General features: G+C 68.2%; 17 protein-coding genes. 2 read left to right on the plus strand and 15 right to left on the minus strand.

The window, feature by feature from the left end; all coding sequences use genetic code 11:
• A partial coding sequence (gene lexA, locus VGC18_RS05385; protein ID WP_331095014.1) for a transcriptional repressor LexA occupies nt 1–488 on the plus strand: 488 nt, incomplete at its 5' end.
• A 199-nt stretch (nt 489–687) separates the two neighbouring features.
• Here lexA and metE read toward each other — a convergent pair.
• The 3 genes from metE to hflX form a co-directional block, all read right to left on the minus strand.
• Nucleotides 688–3006, minus strand: coding sequence for a 5-methyltetrahydropteroyltriglutamate--homocysteine S-methyltransferase (gene metE, locus VGC18_RS05390; RefSeq protein ID WP_331095016.1), 2319 nt, complete (start codon nt 3004–3006; stop codon nt 688–690).
• Entirely contained in the window at nt 3003–3959 is a 957-nt protein-coding gene (locus tag VGC18_RS05395; RefSeq protein ID WP_331095018.1) for a methylenetetrahydrofolate reductase, read from the minus strand. The genes metE and VGC18_RS05395 overlap by 4 nt, the downstream gene beginning before the upstream one ends.
• A 194-nt stretch (nt 3960–4153) precedes the next feature.
• Nucleotides 4154–5683 carry a GTPase HflX gene (gene hflX / locus VGC18_RS05400; protein ID WP_331095020.1) on the minus strand — a complete coding sequence of 510 codons (1530 nt, stop codon included), beginning with the start codon at nt 5681–5683 and terminating at the stop codon, nt 4154–4156.
• A gap of 41 nt (nt 5684–5724) precedes the next feature.
• Here hflX and VGC18_RS05405 point away from each other — a divergent pair, with 41 nt between their 5' ends.
• Nucleotides 5725–6333: a class I SAM-dependent methyltransferase gene (locus VGC18_RS05405; RefSeq protein ID WP_331095022.1), complete on the plus strand. Its 609-nt coding sequence runs from the start codon at nt 5725–5727 to the stop codon at nt 6331–6333.
• A gap of 4 nt (nt 6334–6337) precedes the next feature.
• Here VGC18_RS05405 and dapF read toward each other — a convergent pair whose 3' ends face one another.
• The 12 genes from dapF to dapA form a co-directional block, all read right to left on the minus strand.
• A complete protein-coding gene (dapF, locus tag VGC18_RS05410) occupies nt 6338–7213 on the minus strand; it encodes a diaminopimelate epimerase (RefSeq protein WP_331095024.1) in 876 nt (291 codons plus the stop codon).
• Nucleotides 7206–8135 carry a tRNA (adenosine(37)-N6)-dimethylallyltransferase MiaA gene (miaA, locus tag VGC18_RS05415; RefSeq protein ID WP_331095026.1) on the minus strand — a complete coding sequence of 310 codons (930 nt, stop codon included), beginning with the start codon at nt 8133–8135 and terminating at the stop codon, nt 7206–7208. Before miaA ends, dapF begins: the two co-directional genes overlap by 8 nt.
• Nucleotides 8122–9663, minus strand: coding sequence for a tRNA (N6-isopentenyl adenosine(37)-C2)-methylthiotransferase MiaB (gene miaB / locus VGC18_RS05420; RefSeq protein WP_331095029.1), 1542 nt, complete (start codon nt 9661–9663; stop codon nt 8122–8124). The genes miaA and miaB overlap by 14 nt, the downstream gene beginning before the upstream one ends.
• Before the next feature lie 64 nt (nt 9664–9727).
• Entirely contained in the window at nt 9728–10417 is a 690-nt protein-coding gene (locus tag VGC18_RS05425) for a regulatory protein RecX (RefSeq protein WP_331095031.1), read from the minus strand.
• A gap of 3 nt (nt 10418–10420) precedes the next feature.
• Nucleotides 10421–11566 carry a recombinase RecA gene (recA, locus tag VGC18_RS05430; protein ID WP_331095033.1) on the minus strand — a complete coding sequence of 382 codons (1146 nt, stop codon included), beginning with the start codon at nt 11564–11566 and terminating at the stop codon, nt 10421–10423.
• A 287-nt stretch (nt 11567–11853) separates the two neighbouring features.
• The gene (locus VGC18_RS05435; protein ID WP_331095036.1) at nt 11854–12078 is read right to left on the minus strand and encodes a DUF3046 domain-containing protein; all 225 of its coding nucleotides are present in this window, start codon (nt 12076–12078) and stop codon (nt 11854–11856) included.
• 128 nt (nt 12079–12206) lie between these two features.
• Nucleotides 12207–12515, minus strand: coding sequence for a helix-turn-helix transcriptional regulator (locus tag VGC18_RS05440; RefSeq protein WP_331095038.1), 309 nt, complete (start codon nt 12513–12515; stop codon nt 12207–12209).
• Nucleotides 12516–12686: 171 nt separating this feature from the next.
• Nucleotides 12687–13190, minus strand: coding sequence for a nicotinamide-nucleotide amidohydrolase family protein (locus VGC18_RS05445; RefSeq protein WP_331095040.1), 504 nt, complete (start codon nt 13188–13190; stop codon nt 12687–12689).
• 3 nt (nt 13191–13193) lie between these two features.
• On the minus strand, nt 13194–13850 hold the full coding sequence (gene pgsA / locus VGC18_RS05450; RefSeq protein WP_331095042.1) for a CDP-diacylglycerol--glycerol-3-phosphate 3-phosphatidyltransferase: 657 nt from the start codon (nt 13848–13850) through the stop codon (nt 13194–13196).
• 3 nt (nt 13851–13853) lie between these two features.
• A complete protein-coding gene (locus tag VGC18_RS05455; protein ID WP_331095045.1) occupies nt 13854–16589 on the minus strand; it encodes a DNA translocase FtsK in 2736 nt (911 codons plus the stop codon).
• A gap of 54 nt (nt 16590–16643) precedes the next feature.
• A complete protein-coding gene (locus tag VGC18_RS05460; protein ID WP_331095047.1) occupies nt 16644–18320 on the minus strand; it encodes a ribonuclease J in 1677 nt (558 codons plus the stop codon).
• A gap of 84 nt (nt 18321–18404) precedes the next feature.
• Entirely contained in the window at nt 18405–19382 is a 978-nt protein-coding gene (gene dapA, locus VGC18_RS05465) for a 4-hydroxy-tetrahydrodipicolinate synthase (protein WP_331095049.1), read from the minus strand.
• Between the last annotated feature and the right edge of the window lie 27 nt (nt 19383–19409).

Here is a 19409-nt window from a genome sequence, read left to right on the forward strand (position 1 = left end):
TCGAACTCAGCGGCTACCTGCGTCGAGACCCGAATCGTCCACGAGCCCTTGAGGTTCTCATCGAGACACCGTCGCAATCGGAATCGACGCAGGAATCAACGGTCTCGATCGGCGACGCCGCCATGGTGCCGCTGGTCGGCCGCATCGCCGCCGGCATCCCGATCACGGCGGAGCAACAGATCGACGAGGTCTTCCCGCTCCCCCGGCAGCTCGTCGGCAAGGGCGAGCTCTTCATGCTCAAGGTCGTCGGCGACTCCATGATCGACGCCGCGATCTGCGACGGCGACTGGATCGTCGTACGCCAGCAGCGGGATGCCGAGAATGGCGACATCGTCGCGGCGATGCTCGACGAGGAGGCGACCGTCAAGGTCTTCCAGCGGCGCGACGGGCATACCTGGCTGCTCCCCCGCAACACGGCGTTCGCCCCCATCCTGGGTGACTTCGCCGAGGTGCTCGGGAAGGTCGTCGCGGTCCTCCGCGCGGTCTAGCGGTTCGCCGCGGGCATCCCGTCGCGGGCATCCCCGTGCTTCCGGCGGGGAAACTGCATCGCGGCGGGAGGTACTTCTCCCGCCGCGATGCAGTTCAGCCGCCGCGAAGTGCGATGTCTCCCGCCGCGAGGCATCATCTCCCGCCGCGAAGTGTGCCGTCTCCCGCCGCGGGCTGGACCGGCACGGACCGCGGCGAGACTCAGGCCCGCGCGAGCACCCGCTCCCGCACCGCGCGGGTCGCCGCGAGCACGTTGGTGAGTGAGGCGACGGTCTCGTCGTAGCCGCGGGTCTTGAGACCGCAGTCGGGGTTCACCCACACCTGCCGCTGCGGAATCGAGCCGAGGGCGATCTCGATCAGGTCGGTGACCTCCTCGACGGAGGGGACGCGCGGGGAGTGGATGTCGTAGACGCCTGGGCCGATGCCCCGCCCGAAACCGCTGCGCCGGATGTCCGGAACGACCTCCATCTTGGAACGGGCCGCCTCGATCGAGGTGACGTCGGCATCCAGGTGGTCGATCGCGTCGATGACCACGCCGAACTCCGAATAACACAGATGGGTATGGATCTGGGTCTCGTCGCGCACCCCGGAGGTCGCCAGCCGGAACGAACCGACCGACCAGTCGAGGTAGTCGGCGTGGTCCTTCTTCTTGAGCGGCAGCAGCTCGCGCAGGGCCGGCTCGTCGACCTGGATGATGCGGATGCCCGCCGCCTCCAGGTCCTCGATCTCGTCGCGCAGGGCGAGGGCAACCTGGTTGGCGGTCTCACCGAGCGGCTGATCGTCGCGCACGAACGACCAGGCGAGGATCGTCACCGGTCCGGTGAGCATGCCCTTGACCGGCTTGGCGGTGAGGCTCTGCGTGTAGCTCGACCACTCGACGGTGATCGGCGCGGGCCGGGAGACGTCGCCCCACAGGATCGACGGGCGGGTGCAGCGGCTGCCGTACGACTGCACCCAGCCGTTCTGGGTGACCGCGAAGCCGTCGAGGTTCTCGGCGAAATACTGCACCATGTCGTTGCGCTCCGGCTCGCCGTGCACGATGACGTCGAGGCCGATGCTCTCCTGCAGCTCCACGACGCGACGGATCTCCGCGCGCATCGCCTCGGTGTACTGCGCCTCGGTAAGCTCCCCCTTGCCGAAGGCCGCACGGGCCTTGCGGATGTCCCCGGTCTGCGGGAAGGAACCGATCGTCGTGGTCGGCAGCAGCGGCAGCCCGAGGGCCGCGTCCTGGGCGGCGAGACGTGCGGCGTACTCGCCGCGGGTGAAGTCCGCCGGGCTGAGCGAGGCGATCCTGGCCCGCACGGAGCCATCCCGCACTCCGGCGGCCGCGTGACGGTCCTCGAGGGCCGCGGATGCGGCATCCAGCTCGTCCCGAATGGCGTCGCGCCCCTCGGCGAGACCCCTGGCGAGGATGGCGACCTGCGCGACCTTCTGGTCGGCGAAGGCCAGCCAGCTCTTCAGCTGCCCGCCGAGGAGGGGTTCGTCCTCGACGTCGTGCGGGACGTGGAACAGCGAGGTCGAGGTGGTCACCGCGACCCTCCGGCTCAGCTCGCGAAGGGCGGAGAGCCTGTCGAAGGCTGCGGACAGGTCGCCCCGCCAGATGTTGTGACCGTCGACGACGCCGCCGACGAGGGTCTTCTCGGTGTGGAAGCCCTTCGGGAGATCGCCGCGGACGAGGTCGAGGCCGATCGCCTCGATCGGGGTGGAGTCGAGCACCGGCAGCGCCTCATCCAGGCTGCCATACGGGGCGGCGACGAAGATCTGCGGGCGGATCGGCGAGGCGCCGAGGGCGTCGTAGGCCCGCTTCGCGGCGGCGAGAACGCGCTCACGGGGGACGTCGATGGTCTCGCTCACGAGCCCTGGCTCGTCGAGCTGCACCCACTCCGCGCCCACGGCGGTCAGGGCGGCGAGGAGCTCAGCGTAGACGGGCAGCAGGTCGTCGAGGCGATCGAGCGGCTGGTAGCCCTCAGGGGCATCCTCGCTCGGCTTGCTGAGTAGCAGGAAGGTGACCGGTCCGACGATGACGGGACGGGTGCGGTAGCCGGAGGTCGTCGCCTCGGCGACCTCGCGGACCAGACGCTCAGAGGCGAGGTGGAAGTCCGTCTCCGGGCCGATCTCCGGAACGAGGTAGTGGTAGTTGGAGTCGAACCACTTCGTCATCTCGGCCGGAGCGTTCTGCCCCTCGCCCCTGGCGATCGTGAAGTAGCCCGCGAGGTCGATCGTTCCGTCTGCCCCGACGAGCGACGAGAACCGGGTCGGCACCGCACCGACGGTCACCGCGGCATCCAGTACCTGGTCGTAGTAGGAGAAGGCCTCGGGGATCGACGAGTCCGTCGCGCCCAGCCCGAGGCCCACGAGGCGCTCGCGGGTCGTCCGCCGGAGCGAGGCGGCGGTCGCCTCGAGCTCGTCGGCGTCGATCCTGCCCGCCCAGAACGACTCGACCGCCTTCTTGAGCTCGCGGCGACGGCCGATCCGGGGATACCCCAGGATGCTGCCGGTGGGGAAGGGAGACTCGCTCATGCTGATTCCTTGTGCGTCGGTGATGCGGCGGGGATGAGGCCGACGCCCTCCAGAACGGAGAGCACGGCCCGGTGCTGATTGAAAGTGTAGAGATGCAGCCCTGGTGCGCCGCCCGCGAGGATCTCCTCCGCGAGGCCGACGGCGTGTTCGACACCGATGTCGAGCTGCTCCTCCGCCGAATCGGCGGAGGCGAGGCGGCGGGTCAGCTCCGTCGGCCGGCGCTCACCGGTCACCTCGAGGATCCGTTCCAGCCGCGTGGCGCTCGTCGCCGGCATCAGCCCTGGCAGGATCGGGATGGTGACGCCGGCCGCCCTCGCGGCGGCCACGAAGCGCAGGTAGTCCTCCGCGTGGAAGAAGAGCTGGGTGATCGCCATGGTGGCGCCGGAGGCCTGTTTGGCCAGCAGGGTGTCGATGTCCTGATTGCTGCGGACGGACCGCGGATGCCCGTTGGGGAAGGCGGCGACCGCGACCCTGACCTTGACCCTGGTCGACGGGATGTGACCGACACCGTTCGAGGACCGAGAGGGAAGGGTCGCGTACTGGGCGCGCTCGGTCTGCACCAGGTGGATGAGCTGAACGAGCTCCGAGGCGCTGCCGAGGTCTCCCAGGAACTGATCTCCCTCGACGGATCCCTGCGGCGGGTCCCCCCGCAGGGCGAGGAAGCTGGTGATCCCCGCATCGAGGAATTCCCGCACCAGTCGATTGGCCTCCAGATGGGACGATCCGACACAGGTGAGGTGGGCCAGCGGATGCACATTCGTCTGCTCGCGAATGTATCGCAGCACCTCCAGCGAGCTCTGACGCGACGAGCCGTTCGCACCGTACGTGACCGAGATGAAGTCCGGCCCGGTCGCGGCGAGGTGACCGATGGTCTCCCGCAGGCTCACCGCCGCGGCATCCGATCGCGGTGGGAACAGCTCGAACGAGAACGGCAGGCGGCCATCGTTCGTCATGTCGGTCCCCTCGGAGGTGGCCCGAAACGCTGACGGCCCGATCACGGACCCACAGCGCACCGGGGAAGGCGTGCGGCCCTAAGGCTTCTGTGGGCGGGTGCCGGGCTCGGCTGTCGCTGTACCGCCCGAACATCGGCGGCTCGAAGAATCACCTTAGCAATCGGGACTCGAAAGCGACGGAGTGTTACGCGACCTTACGCCGTCGGCTTCGCCAGCTGCGCCGTGAAGGGGCGCAGGGTGGCCGCGAACTCCTCGTCGACCAGCACGGCGACGCGAGTGCCCGCCTCCTCGTAGGAGGTCGTGAGGATCCTGCCGCGCTCGTGCAGCGACGAGATCAGCTCCCCGCGGTCGTAGGGGATCAGCAGCTCGAGCTCGACAGAGGGCTTCGGCAGGGCCGTGGCGATGGCGGCGAGCAGTTCCTCGACTCCCTCGCCGGTCCTGGCGGAGACGAAGATCGCGTGCGGCTCGATGCCCCGGAGGACCAGGCGCTGATCCGCGTCGACAAGATCGCTCTTGTTGAAGACGACGATCTCCGGGATGTGCCTGGCCTCGACCTCGCCGATGACGGCGCGAACCGTCGCGAGCTGGCTGCCCGGGTCGGGATGGGATCCGTCGACCACGTGCAGGATCACGTCCGAATCGGCGATCTCCTCGAAGGTCGAGCGGAACGCCTCAACGAGCTGGTGGGGCAGGTTGCGCACAAAACCGACCGTGTCGGTCAGGGTGTAGAGCTGACCGTCCTCGGTGAGGTTCTTGCGCACCGCCGTGTCCAGGGTCGCGAACAGGGCGTTCTCAACGAGGGCCCCCGCCCGTGTGATCCGGTTGAGCAGGGACGACTTACCCGCGTTCGTGTAGCCGGCGATGGCGACGGATGGCACGGAGTTACGGTTGCGGTTGGCCCGTTTGGCCTCGCGGGCCGGCTTGAAACCGAGGATCTGCTTGCGCAGCCGGGACATCCGGGTATGGATGCGGCGGCGGTCGAGCTCGATCTTCGTCTCGCCGGGACCGCGGCTGCCCATTCCGTTGCCCGCGCCGACCTGGCCGCCCGCCTGCCTCGACATCGACTCGCCCCAGCCGCGCAGGCGGGGAAGCAGGTATTCGAGCTGGGCGAGCTCGACCTGGGCCTTGCCCTCGCGACTCTTCGCGTGCTGGCTGAAGATGTCCAGGATGACCGCGGTGCGGTCGATGACCTTGACCTTGACCACGTCCTCGAGCGCCCGACGCTGGCTCGGCGCGAGCTCGCTGTCCACGATGACGGTGTCCGCGCCGGAGGCGGCGACCACGTCGCGCAGCTCGAGCGCCTTGCCCTTGCCGAAATAGGTGCTCGGGTCCGGGGTGGGACGCCGCTGCAGCAGGCCGTCGAGCACCACCGCGCCCGCCGTCTCGGCGAGAGCGGACAGCTCACGAAGGGAGTTCTCCGCCTCCACGGCGCCGCCCTGGGGGTAGATGCCGATGAGCACGACCCGCTCCAGCCTCAGCTGCCGGTACTCGACCTCGGTGACATCCTCGAGCTCGGTGGACAGCCCGGCGACCCGCCTCAGCGCCTGTCGCTCCTCGCGATCGAGCTGGTCTCCATCGCTCGTGGAGTCGGTGTCGACGGTCTGGAGCGCCTGCGCTCCGCCGCCGGAGAACAGCGTGTATCCGGTCGACCGCGTGGCCGCCCTGGCCAGGACGCGGTCGATGATGTCCCCATCCTGGGGTTCCATCGGCTCGGTCTCAATCATTTGGTTAACCCTAGCTCCTCGTATTTCGATAGGTTCGGTGCATGGCCAATGAGCATTACTTCTCAGAAACTCCCGAGAGTGAGCTCAAACTCCGCACCATTCGTGTGCCGCTCGCCGGTCAGATGTACGAACTCGTCACGGCGAACGGCATTTTCAGCCCCGAACGGATCGACACCGGCACCCAGGTGCTTCTCGCCCACACTCCCCCGGCTCCTCCCGGAGGCGACCTGCTCGATCTCGGCTGCGGCTGGGGGCCGATCGCCCTCACCCTCGCCCTGGAATCGCCGCATGCCACCGTGTGGGCGGTCGATGTGAACGAACGAGCACTGGAGCTCGTCCGGCGGAACGCTCAATCTCTCGGCCTCACCAACATCAACGCCTGCAAGCCCGTTGATGTTCCCGACGACGTGAGTTTCATGTCGATCCGGTCCAATCCACCGATCAGGGTCGGCAAGGACGAGCTGCACGGCATGCTCGAGCGATGGATCCCGCGGCTGGAGCCGGGCTCCGACGCCTGGCTCGTCGTTCAGCGCAATCTCGGCTCCGACTCGCTGCACCGCTGGCTCGAGGGGACCCTTCCCGTCGGCTACACGATCACCCGTGCCGCCACCAACAAGGGTTATCGCGTGCTCAAGGTCAAACGGCGCTAGGGCCTCAGATGGTCAGGTCGCCCTCGAAGACGAGGTCGGCCGGCCCGCTCAGCGAGACGTGCTCTCCGTCCTCCGCCGCCCACATCCGGACGCCGAGCGTGCCGCCGGGAACCTCCACCCGCCACTGGTTGGGGGCGCCGTCCCCTGCCCAGTACCTGGTCGCGAGGGCAGCGGCAGCCGCGCCCGTTCCGCAGGACAGGGTCTCGCCGCTGCCCCGCTCGTGCACGCGCATCCGGATGCGGCCGATCCCGTCCTTCACCAGCGGATCAGCCGGAACGACGAACTCCACGTTCGCGCCGTTCGGCGCCTCCGGCTCGAGGACGGGGATGAAGGTCAGGTCGGCGGAGTCCAGCTCCTCGTCGGTCGACAGCGCGACGACGACGTGGGGGTTGCCGACCTCGATTCCGAGGCCTGGCCGTGCCACCTGCAGGTTCTTGGCCCGGACGAGCGGCTCTCCCCCTGACAGCGACCAGCGACCGAGGTCGACCTGGAACCCGGATGCGTTGCGCTGCACGTCCCGCACACCCCCGCGGGTGCCGATGGCGAGGGTGCCGCCGCCGTCGAGCTCGACGAGCCCGTTCTCGATGAGGAACCTGGCGTAGACCCTGATGCCGTTGCCGCACATCTCCGCGGGCGAGCCGTCGGCGTTGTGATAGTCCATGAACCACTCCGCCGCGTCGTCCTCGTCAAGGACGGCCGCCCCGGCCTCGAGGTTCGCGGAGCGGACCGCACGGATGACGCCGTCTCCGCCCACGCCGAAGTGCCGATCGGCGATGGCGGCGAGCTGCACGGGCGACAGGTTAACCTCGCCGTCCGGATCGGCAAAGAGCACGAAGTCGTTGCCGGTCCCGTGTCCCTTGGTGAAGTGCAGTTCAGGCATGGTTCAAGAGTAGTTGCAGCGCGGACTCCACCCTGGTCGGATCGTCGTGGTCGAACCAGGTCGTTCGCGGATACCGTCTGAACCACCCCACCTGACGTCTGGCGTATTTACGGGTGAGCGCGGCGGTCTCGCCGATCGCCTCCGCCCGCGACAGCTCACCGGTCAGGTGCGCGATCGCCTGCGCGTACCCGATTGCCCTCGCGGCCGTCACGCCGAGGCCCTTCCCCATGAGCGCCCGGACCTCGTCGAGCAGGCCGTCTGCCCACATCCGCTCGACTCTGGCATCGAGCCGCGCCACGAGTCGATCGCGGGGCGCGACGAGGCCGAGGACGGTGGCCGGCGTCCACGGGCGCGACTCCGCCGGCAGCCCCGCGCCGAAGGGGCGGCCGGTGATCTCCACCACCTCGAGCGCCCTGACGATGCGGCGGCCGTTGTGCGGACCGATCGCCTGGGCCGCCTCCGGGTCGACCTCGCGCAGCCGGGCGAAGAGTCCATCGGGGCCGGACGAGAGGAGTTCCGCCTCGAGTCGCTGCCGCACGACCTGGTCGGTGCCGGGAAAACGGAAGTCGAAGAGCACGGAGGAGACGTAGAGGCCGGAGCCGCCGACCAGGATCGGCATCGCGCCGCGCCCCTGGACATCGAGGATCGCGGATCGTGCCGCCTCCTGATAGGCGGCGACGCTCGCCTCGTCGGTCGGATCCAGCACGTCGATCAGGTGGTGCGGTATCCCCCGCCGCGCCGCGACCGGCAGCTTCGCTGTGCCGATGTCCATGCCGCGATAGAGCTGCATCGCGTCGGCGTTGACGATCTCCGCCCGCAGGCCGCTCGCCGCGAGTGCGCCGGCCAGGTCCAGCGAGAAGTCCGACTTGCCCGTGCCCGTGGCACCGACAACGGCGACGAGCTCCGGCTCAGCGCTGCCCATCGTTCGGATCGTAGATGGGCGTGGTGACAGAGCGAAGCGTCGGCAGGCCGAGCGAGACCCTGGCCGGCGTGGAGCCCGCGGCCGCCTCGGGGACGGCGCAGGATGCCGCCTCCGCGCGGTCCCAGGCATCACCCGCCGTCGTGCGGCGCACGCGCAGCGGTGCACCGTCGACGGAATCGGCCAGCAGATAGAAGGGCTTGGCCTCGCTGATCCGCACCGTGACGACGTCGCCCGGCCGCGGGGTCTCGCTGTGCGGTGGTACCTCGAAGTGCACGAGACGGCTGTCCTCTGCCCGGCCGGACAGACGATGCGTGTCGGAGTCCTTGGACCCCTCCGCCCCGACCAACACGGCGACCTCCGTGCCGACGAGCGCACGGTTCTCCTCCCAGGAGATTCGATCCTGCAGCGCGACCAGGCGCTCGTAGCGTTCCTGGACCACCGCCTTCGGCACCTGATCGGCCATGGTCGCGGCAGGGGTGCCCTCGCGGATCGAATACTGGAACGTGAAGGCGGACGCGAAGCGGGCCAGCTCGACGACACGGAGGGTCTCCTGGAAGTCCTCCTCCGTCTCGCCGGGGAAGCCGACGATGATGTCGGTTGAGATGGCGGCGTGCGGGATCTTCGCCCGCACCCGGTCGAGGATCCCGAGGAACTTCTCCGAACGGTAACTGCGTCGCATGGCCTTGAGGATTCGATCCGACCCGGACTGCAGCGGCATGTGCAGCTGCGGCATGACGGAGGGAGTCTCGGCCATCGCGTCGATCACGTCGTCGGTGAAGGCGGCCGGATGAGGGCTGGTGAACCGGATGCGTTCGAGGCCGGCGATCTCGCCCGCCGCCCGCAGCAGTTTGCCGAAGGCGTGCCGGTCGCCGAACTCGACGCCGTACGAGTTCACGTTCTGGCCGAGCAGCGTGACCTCAACGGCGCCGTCGTCGACCAGCGCCTGGATCTCCGCCAGGATGTCTCCCGGCCGCCTGTCCTTCTCCTTGCCGCGCAGGGAGGGGACGATGCAGAAGGTGCAGGTGTTGTTGCAGCCGACCGAGATCGACACCCACCCGCTGTAGGTGGACTCGCGCCGGGTGGGAAGAGTGGAGGGGAACACCTCGAGGGACTCGAGGATCTCGAGCTGGGCCTCGCCGTTGTGCCGCGCCCGCTCCAAGAGGGCGGGGAGCGAGCCCATGTTGTGCGTGCCGAAGACCACGTCCACCCAGGGCGCCTTCTCCAGGATGACGTTTTTGTCCTTCTGGGCGAGGCAGCCGCCGACCGCGATCTGCATGCCCTCGTGCTCCTTCTTCACCGAGGCGAGGTATCCGAGGTTGCCGTAGAGCTTGTTGTCGGCGTTCTCCCGCACCGCGCAGGTGTTGATGACAACGACATCGGCCCGATCGCCGCCAGCGCGCACGTAGCCGGCCGCCTCCAGCGAGCCGCTGAGCCGCTCGGAGTCGTGAACGTTCATCTGGCAGCCGAAGGTGCGCACCTCATAGGTGCGAACCCGATCCTGGGTCTCGGTGTGAATGGCAGCGGTCATGGTCATGATCCGCCAAGCCTAACGCGCGGAATCGGTGCTTCCCCAAGCGGGCGAGGGGCGCCGATCACCGAAATTGCACACCCGTCGTCCGTGCCGAGAGCGCCTCGGCGAGCGCGATCCGCACGACGCTCGAGGAGTAGCCCTTGCGCATGAGGAAACCGCTCAGGCGGCGCTTCGCCGTCTCCAGATCGTAAGAGCTCAGCTGACCCGCCCGCTTGATCGCGAGTTCGTTCGCCCGGGTCTGTTCGTCGTCGTCGTCGACCTGCTCGAGCGCCCTCTCGATGTGCACCTGGTCGATGTGCCTCCTCCGGAGCTCCGCGCTGAGGGCGCTCCGGCCGAGCCCCTTGCGCTCGTGCTGGGTGCGGACGAGGGTCTCCGCCAGGGCGGCATCGTCGATCAGACCGACACCCTCCAGCCGATCGAGCTCCGCCTCGACGACCCCCGCGTCGAACTCGCGGTCGAGCAGCACCTTCTCGAGCTCCCAGCGGGACATGCCGCGCCTGGTCAGCGCATGCATGCTGACATTCTCGGCGCTGATCTCTCGCCTGCCCCTCGCCGCAGAGCGGTCGCCCTCCGTCTCCCCCCGCTCCGGTCGACCGGATGCCCCGGTACCGTCCACGACGCCGTCCGCGGCGTCGCTCTCGCCGAAGAAGGTCGCGAAATCGGGTGCTGCGACGCGCCGAACGGGCTCCGGCGAGGGCGGAACGACCCCCGGCAGGTAGGTGACCTTGGCCAGTCCGTCGCCGGAGCCCATCGACTACGCCCCTACCGCGGTGCGCTTCTCGACGGGAAGGTCCGGCCCGGCAGCCGCCCGGCCCTTCACCGGAACCGCCTTGGGACCCGCGGCCTCCGTCAGCGACGCGGCTCTGGCGTCTGCCGCGGTCGCGGCGGCCGCGGCCTTCGCCTCGACGATGATGCCGAGCTTCGCCTTGATCTTCTGCTCGATCTCGTTCGCGATCGTGGGGTTCGCCAGGAGGAACTTGCGGGAGTTCTCCTTGCCCTGCCCGAGCTGATCGCCGTCGTAGGTGTACCAGGCTCCGGACTTGCGCACGATCTCGTGCTCAACCCCGAAGTCGATGAGACCGCCCTCCCGAGAGATTCCGGTTCCGTAGAGGATGTCGAACTCCGCCTGCTTGAACGGCGGGGCCATCTTGTTCTTGACCACCTTCACGCGGGTACGGTTGCCGACGGCATCCGTCCCCTCCTTGAGGGTCTCGATGCGCCGGATGTCCAGACGCACCGAGGCGTAGAACTTCAGCGCCTTGCCTCCAGCGGTGGTCTCCGGGCTGCCGAAGAACACACCGATCTTCTCCCGCAGCTGGTTGATGAAGATCATGGTGGTGTTGGTCTGGCTGAGGCCGCCGGTGAGCTTGCGCAGCGCCTGGGACATGAGCCTCGCCTGGAGGCCGACGTGCGAATCGCCCATCTCCCCCTCGATCTCGGCTCGAGGCACGAGCGCCGCGACGGAGTCGATGACCACAAGGTCGATCGATCCGGAGCGGACGAGCATGTCGGCGATCTCGAGCGCCTGCTCCCCCGTGTCCGGCTGGGAGACGAGGAGCGCGTCGATGTCGACGCCGAGGGACTTGGCGTATTCGGGGTCGAGCGCGTGCTCTGCATCGATGAAGGCGGCGATTCCCCCTGCGGCCTGGGCGTTGGCGATGGCGTGCAGGGTGAGCGTGGTCTTGCCGGAGGATTCCGGACCATAGATCTCCACGATGCGGCCCCGCGGCAGACCGCCGATGCCCAGCGCGACGTCCAGCGCGATCGAACCGGTCGGGATGACGGCGACGGGGGCGCGCTCATCGCTGCCCAGGCGCATGACGGAGCCCTTGCCGAACTGGCGGTCGATCTGGGCGAGGGCGGTTTCCAGGGACTTTTCGCGATCAGCAACTGATGGCATGTGATGCTCCTTCGTGGGTTGTGCGATGGTGCGCCTATAGGCTGCCGTTTCGTTCGAAAAACCGATCCTGCAAGGTTCGTTCGACCTGCGACAAGGCTTTGTTGGCGGCTTGTTCCAACGAATCCGACAGTACGCTCGGCCGGTGACATCCCAGGAGAAGACCGCCCGTACTGTGCGGAACTCGTCGGTTCCCGCCGCTGTGAAGGAGCCTACGCGCATCCGAAGACATGTTCGAATGTTTGATCACGGCGTGTCGGGTCGATTCGAATCCCTCGCTCGGCGACGGCTCAGCGCTTCGGCGCCTTCTGCCCCGCGCCGTACCATCGGCTCTCCGGCACGTCCGTCGCCCGGCAGAGCGCCAGCCAGGTGGCGCGGATGTTGAGCCCCCGCTCGAGAGCCTGTTCCGCGGTGAGGTCGCCGAGCTCGCCGAGCACGAGGTCGTGAGTGAGCGCGCGACCGTACTGCAGGCCGAATTCCTCGGTCACCGCCGTCCAAAACTCGCTGAGACGCATGATTCCAATCTAACCGCGGGTGGTCCGCACCAGAGGCGACCGGCGGCACGCCGAGACGGAAGATGCCCGGCTCTTTCGAGCCGGGCATCCGTTCTCGACCGGCACACCGTCCGGGTCGAGCCAAGTCGTTAGCGGGTGACGAGACCCGCGTCGAAGTCCGCGACGAGGTCGTCGGGGACGGTGTCGGGAATGACGTTGATCCCTTCGATCACCGCGAGGCGGTCGCCCACTTCACGCATGATCACCGAGATCGGTGTTTCGAGTGCATCCGCAACCGAGGCGAGGATCTCGGAACTGGCCTCTTTCTGACCACGCTCCACCTCGCTGAGGTAGCCGAGAGCAACACTCGCCTTGCTCGCGACCTGACGAAGGGTACGACCCTTCTGCAGGCGGAAGTCCCGGAGCACGTCACCGATTTCTTGACGAACTAGAACCATTGGACCCTCCTCCTTTGAAACGACCATACGACGCGACCTTCTGGGCTGAACACCCGATGGTCGAGCAACAGTACAACCACCGATCTCCAAACTCTAATCAGCCACATCTGTATGACGCTTGTGAATCACTTCCTTGTAACGAGATCGAAACGAGAAAGATTCCCGGCCGACTCACTCGCCCGCGTTCAGTGCTTCCTTCAGCCGCCTCAGCGCCTCGGAGACCGAGGCGGAACGGATCCGCTGCCGGTCGCCGGCCAGCTCGAGCCGTGCCGACCACACCGTCGAGCCCATCGCGAAACCGAGGAACACCGTCCCGGCGGGATGTCCGTCCTGCGGCCCAGGACCGGCGACACCGGTCGTGGAGATCCCGATGTCCGCGTCCCGTCCCCCGACGGCGAGGGCTCCGCGGACTCCCGTCGCCATCCGTCTGGCGACCTCCGGATGCACGGGGCCGTGTTCGGCGAGGAGCCCGGCATCGACCCCCAGCAACCGGCTCTTCAGCTCGGTGTTGTAGGCGACGACTCCGCCGAGGACGACGACGGACGCACCGGGCACCCCGATGAGCTCCGCGACGAGCAGGCCGCCGGTGAGCGATTCCGCGACGGCCACCGTGAGCCGCCGCTCGGTGAGGATCGCGATCAGGTCCCTCGCGTCATCCGTCGGCGCGGCAGCCACGGTTCAGGCCTGCTGGCGGTTCTGCCGGAGGTACTTGACGAAGAAGTCGACGCCGGACACCACGGTGAGGATCACGGCGAGGCCCATGACGACCCAGCCGACCCAGAGCTCCCACGTGCCCAGCAGATCCCAGAACGGGAAGAGCAGGAGCGAGATCCCGACGGCCTGGAGCACCGTCTTGAGCTTGCCGCTGGCCACCGCGGGGATCACGCTGCGCCGGATGACGATGAAGCGGAAGATCGTGATGCCGAACTCGCGGACGAGGATGAGGATCGTCACCCACCACCACAGCTCGCCGAGGATGGACAGCGCGACGATCGCCCCGCCGATGAGCACCTTGTCAGCGATGGGGTCGAGGATCTTGCCGAAGTCGGTGACGAGGTTCTGGCGCCTGGCCAGGATGCCGTCCACGGTGTCGGTGACGATGGCGACGACGAAGAGGGCGGCGGCGACGTACCGCAGCGGGCCGAGCCTGCCGTCGTCGGCAAGCAGCAGCCAGATGAAGGCGGGGGCCATGAAGATGCGGACCACCGTGACGATGTTGGCAACGTTGCCGGTGCTCGCCGGGGTGTCACCGGAACGGGCGACCCGACCACGCATCGGGTTGGTTCGTTTGGCCGGTTCGCGGCGCGCGGGCTCAAGCGGCTCAGGCACTGCCACGAATCACTCCCTGTCGGTCAGGTTCCAGGCATCCTCGTCCGAAGATCCTTCGTCTTCATCGTAGCCGGTTGTCATATCGGCCACCGGGTCGCCGGAGTAACGGTCAGCAGACCCGGAGGCTTCCGCCGGGAGGTCGCCGCGGAGCCGTGCGAGCACGCCGGCGAGCTGCTCCGGCGCCACCAGCACGTCGCGGGCCTTGGAGCCCTCCGAGGGCCCGACGATCTCCCTGGACTCCATGAGGTCCATGAGCCTGCCCGCCTTGGCGAATCCGACCCGCAGCTTGCGCTGGAGCATCGACGTCGATCCGAACTGGGTGCTGATGACGAGCTCGGCCGCGGCGAGCAGGAGTTCCAGGTCGTCCCCGATGTCGCCATCGATCTGCTTCTTCTCCGCCGAGACCGCGACGTCCTGGCGGTAGTCCGGCCTGGCCTGACGCGTCACGTGCTGCACGACGGCGTTGATCTCGCTCTCGGTCACCCAGGCGCCCTGCACCCGGATCGCCTTCGAGGCCCCCATCGGAAGGAAGAGCGCGTCCCCCTGCCCGATGAGCTTGTCCGCGCCCGGCTGGTCGAGGATGACCCGCGAGTCGGTCATGCTCGACACGGCGAAGGCGAGACGGGAGGGCACGTTGGCCTTGATGAGACCGGTCACGACGTCGACGGAGGGGCGCTGGGTCGCGAGCACCAGGTGGATGCCGGATGCGCGCGCCAGCTGGGTGATGCGCACGATCGAGTCCTCGACGTCGCGGGGGGCGACCATCATCAGGTCGGCGAGCTCGTCGACGACGACCAGGAGGTAGGGGTAGGGCTTGAGCTTCCGCTCGCTGCCGGAGGGCAGCACGATCTCGTCGGCGACGACGGCGGCATTGAAGTCGTCGATGTGACGGAAGCCGAAGCTCGCCAGGTCGTCGTATCGCATGTCCATCTCCTTCACGACCCAGGCCAGCGCCTCCGCGGCCTTCTTCGGGTTCGTGATGATGGGCGTGATGAGATGCGGGATGCCTGCATAGGGGGCGAGCTCGACGCGCTTGGGGTCGATGAGGACCATGCGCACCTCCGATGGCTTCGCCCGCATCAGCAGCGAGGTGATCATCGAGTTGACGAAGCTCGACTTCCCCGAGCCGGTGCTGCCCGCCACCAGGAGGTGGGGCATCTTCGCGAGGTTGGCGACGACGAAGCCACCCTCCACGTCCTTGCCGAGCCCGATGGTCATCGGATGGGAGCTCGAGGTGCTCGCCCTCGAGCGGAGGACGTCTCCGAGCGAGACGATCTCCCTGTCGGCGTTGGGGATCTCGACCCCGATCGCGCTCTTGCCGGGGATCGGGGACAGGATCCGCACCTCGTTGCTCGCGACCGCGTACGACAGGTTCTTGTTGAGGGCGGTGACCCGCTCGACCTTGACGCCAGGACCGAGCTCGATCTCGTACCTGGTGACCGTCGGGCCGCGGCTGAAGCCGGTGACCTTGGCGTCCACCGAGAACTGGGTGAGCACCTCGGTGATCGCCGCGACGATCAGGTCGTTCGCCTCCGAGCGCGATTTCGGCGGGGTCCCGGGAGCCAGCGTCGAGGCGGCCGGCAGCCGGTACGGCGCGGCGGGCGGCTGGGCCTTCGGGGCGGCGGTCACGTCGAACTCGCCCAGCTCCCCCTTGACGGAGGCGCTGTCGGAGAAGCCGGGAAGAAGATCCGCGACCAGCGGACCGCCGTCGTCGCGGATCCCGGTCACGGGGCCGGCGGTGTCGACCTCGCCGGTGAACCGCCTGACGGCCTTCTCCGCGTCGGCGAGATCCCCGAGCAGCTCCGTGCCGAACTCCTCGGGATTCAGGCGGGTGTGATCGATGACCTCCGTGACCTGCGGGTCCTTGGCGACGACGGGGCTATCGAAGGCCGGCTCGTCCTCGTGCTTGGTCTTGTTTCGCCTCCACCAGGGAAGGGATGCCTGGTCCTCCCCCTCGAGTCCGAGGTCGCCGAGGGTGCCGAAGGTTCCGGTGTCCGCGGTGAGGCCCTTCTGCATGGCGGGCTCCGGCTCCGCCAGCTGTGCGCCGAACAGGTAGGCGTACAGCTCGCGCAGTCGCGAGCGGATGCGGTTCGGCGGCGTCTTGGTGATGATGAAGAGCGAGAGGAGCAGCAGCGCGATGACGACCGGCGCCGCGAGCCAGGCCGTGCCGACCGTCATGAGCGGCGTCGCGAGCACCCAGCCGATGAGACCGCCAGCCCTCGCCAGCACATCCATGCCGTCCGACGGCTGCGGCCGGCTCCCGAAGATGTGGCAGAGCGCGCTCACGGAGGTGAGCAACACGGCGAGGCCGATGCCGATGCGTCCGTTGTCGTGGACGGACGACGGATGCCGGAACAACCAGATCGAGAACAGCAGCATGATCACCGGGAGGGCGAAGGCCACCCGTCCGAAGAGGCCGCCGAAGGTGTAGGAGTCGAGGGCGATCGCGACCGGATCCGCGGGGTTGAACCATTCGACGATGGCGCCGACGACCGCGAGCACGAAGACGAAGAACGGGACTCCGTCGCGGCGCTCCTCCTTCGCCAGCGTCTCGGAGCCGAGCACCCTGGCGGCCCCTCCGACGACGTGGGCGAGACCGAGCCAGGCCCGGCTGAGCAGGCCGGGCTCGTCGACGGGCGCCGCCTTGACCGCTGGCAGCTTTCTCGTGGTGCCCTTGCCGGTCGGGCGGCCGCCGCGCGAGGTCGTCGTGCGGGCACGCGGGGTCGTCCTGGTGCTCGTAGCCATGGTTTCAACGGTAACGCGGGGGTGCGTCACCGCCCAGGAGGGGCGGGGTGCGTGTTACGCCTCGATGACGACCGGCACGATCATGGGCCGACGACGGTGCGAGGTGTTCACCCAGCGTCCGACGGTGCGGCGGATGACCTGGCTGAACGCGTGGGTGTCCCGCGTTCCGTTCTCCGCGGCATCCGTCAGCGCCCGGACGATGAGCGGCTTGACCGCGTCGAAGACCGCCTCGTCCTCCGCGAAGCCGCGGGCCTGGATCTCCGGGCCGACGATGACGCGCCCCGTCTGGGGATCGATCGCCACGAAGATGGAGACGAAGCCCTCCTCGGAGAGGATCCTGCGATCCTTGAGATCCGCCTCGGTGATCTCGCCGACGGTCGCGCCATCGACGTAGACGTACCCCAGGTCGAGCTGACCGACGACCTCGGCGACACCGTCCTTGAGGTCGATGACGATTCCGTCCTCCCCCACGATGGTGTTCGCCTCCGGCACGCCCGTCAGCATCGCGAGCTGCTGGTTCGCCACGAGGTGGCGGTACTCGCCGTGCACGGGCAGCACGTTCTTCGGACGCAGGATGTTGTAGACGTACAGCAGCTCGCCCGCCGCGGCGTGGCCGGAGACGTGGACCTTCGCGTTGCCCTTGTGCACGACATTGGCACCCAGCTTGGTGAGCCCGTTGATGACCCGGTAGACGGCGTTCTCGTTGCCGGGGATGAGGCTGGAGGCGAGGATGACGGTGTCTCCCCTGCCCACCTCGATCTGGTGCTCGAGATTGGCCATCCTCGCCAGCACGGCCATCGGCTCGCCCTGGGAACCGGTGCTCATGTAGACGATCTTGTTGTCGGGCAGATCCCCGGCCTTCTTGGCGTCGATGAGCACGCCGTCCGGCAGCCTCAGATATCCGAGCTCGGCGGCGATGGTCATGTTCCGCACCATCGACCGGCCCATGAAGGCGACCCGCCGGCCGTTCGCGGCCGCGGCATCCAGCACCTGCTGCACCCGATGCACGTGGCTGGAGAAGCTCGCCACGATGACCCGGCGCGGCGCCTTGGAGATGACGGACTCCAGCACCGGGCCGATGTCGCGCTCGAGGGCGGTGAAGCCGGGGACGTCGGCGTTGGTCGAGTCAGGCAGGAACAGGTCGACGCCCTCCTCGCCGAGCCGGGCGAAGGCGCGCAGGTCGGTGATGCGGTCGTCGAGCGGCAGCTGATCCATCTTGAAGTCGCCGGTGTGCAGCACGACGCCGGCCCGCGTCGTGATGGCGACGGCGAGGGCATCCGGGATCGAGTGGTTGACGGCGATGAACTCGAGGTCGAACGGACCGAGCCGCTCGTGCTGTCCCTCGGTCACGCTCAGGGTGTATGGGGTGATGCGGTGCTCTTTGAGCTTCGCCTCGACGAGCGCGAGGGTGAGCGTCGAGCCGATCAGAGGGATGTCCTGGCGCAGCCGCAACAGGTACGGCACCGCGCCGATGTGGTCCTCGTGCCCGTGGGTGAGCACAACCGCCACGACGTCGCCGAGGCGATCGGAGACGGGAGCGAAGTCGGGAAGGATGAGGTCGACGCCCGGCTGGTTCTCCTCGGGGAACAGCACGCCGCAGTCGACGATGAGGATCTTGCCGTCGATCTCGTACGCGGTCATGTTGCGGCCGATCTCACCAAGCCCTCCGATCGGGATGACGCGGAGGGTTCCGGGGGCGAGGGGACGTGGGTCGTATACAGGTGAGTTCATAGCATCCAGTGCTCATGCGGCCTTCCGGCCGAGTTCGTGGGGTCTCTAGCCCCCTGTTAAAGCTGTGTTGTTAAAAGCTGTGTTCTAGCGGGTGGTTCCGGCGACCTTGGGCAGTGCCCCACCCGCCGCGGCATTGCGATCCGGGCGGAAGTTGCCGAGGTCGAGGCCGGGGATCTCTCCGACGAGGGCGATGTCGTCCTCGATCTGAGCGGCCTCGAAGTCTTCAGGGCCGACGAGCGGCAGGCGCACGCGCGGCGAGCCGATGCGGCCGAGCCCGTGCAGGACGTACTTGGCGGCGACGGTGCCTGGAACGTGCGTCATCAGGGCGCGGACGAGGGGCTCGAGCTGCCTGTGCGCGGCCGTCGCGCTCTTCAGGTCTCCGGCATTGACCGCGTCGACGATGACGCGGTACGGCGCCGGAGCGACGTTCGCGGTGACGCTGATCAGCCCGACAGCGCCGATGGACAGATGGGGAAGCACGTTGGCGTCGTCGCCGGAAAAATAGAGCAGGTCGGTCTGATTGAGCACCCTGCTGACCTCGCTGAAGTCGCCCTTCGCATCCTTGATCGCCAGGATGTTCGGATGCTTGGCCGCCCGCAGGATCGTCTCGTACCTGATGGGGATCCCCGTGCGCCCGGGGATGTCGTACAGGATGACCGGCAGATCCGTCGCATCGGCGATCATGCGGAAGTGCGTGAGCACCCCGGCCTGGGTGGGCTTGTTGTAGTAGGGCGTGACGATCATGACTCCGTCGGCGCCGGCCCGCTCGCTCGCCCGGTAGAGCTCGATGGCGTGCGCGGTCTCGTTGGATCCGCCGCCGGTGATGATCTTCGCCCTGCCGCCGGCCACGGACTTGCCGACCTCGACGAGGCGGATCTTCTCCGGGTCGGTGAGCGTCGAGGTCTCGCCGGTCGTGCCGGTGACGACGATGCCGTCCGCGCCCGCGCTGATGACGTCGTCGATGTGCTTCTCGACGCCGGCCCAGTCGACCTCGCCCTCCGCCGTGAACGGGGTCACCAGGGCGACAAGCACCTGACCGAAGGGATTTGCGGAGATAGACACGTCTACAGGGTATCGCGTGGCCGCGCC

Origin of the sequence: Lacisediminihabitans sp. (assembly GCF_036404185.1) — a bacterium.
GTDB lineage: Bacteria > Actinomycetota > Actinomycetes > Actinomycetales > Microbacteriaceae > Lacisediminihabitans.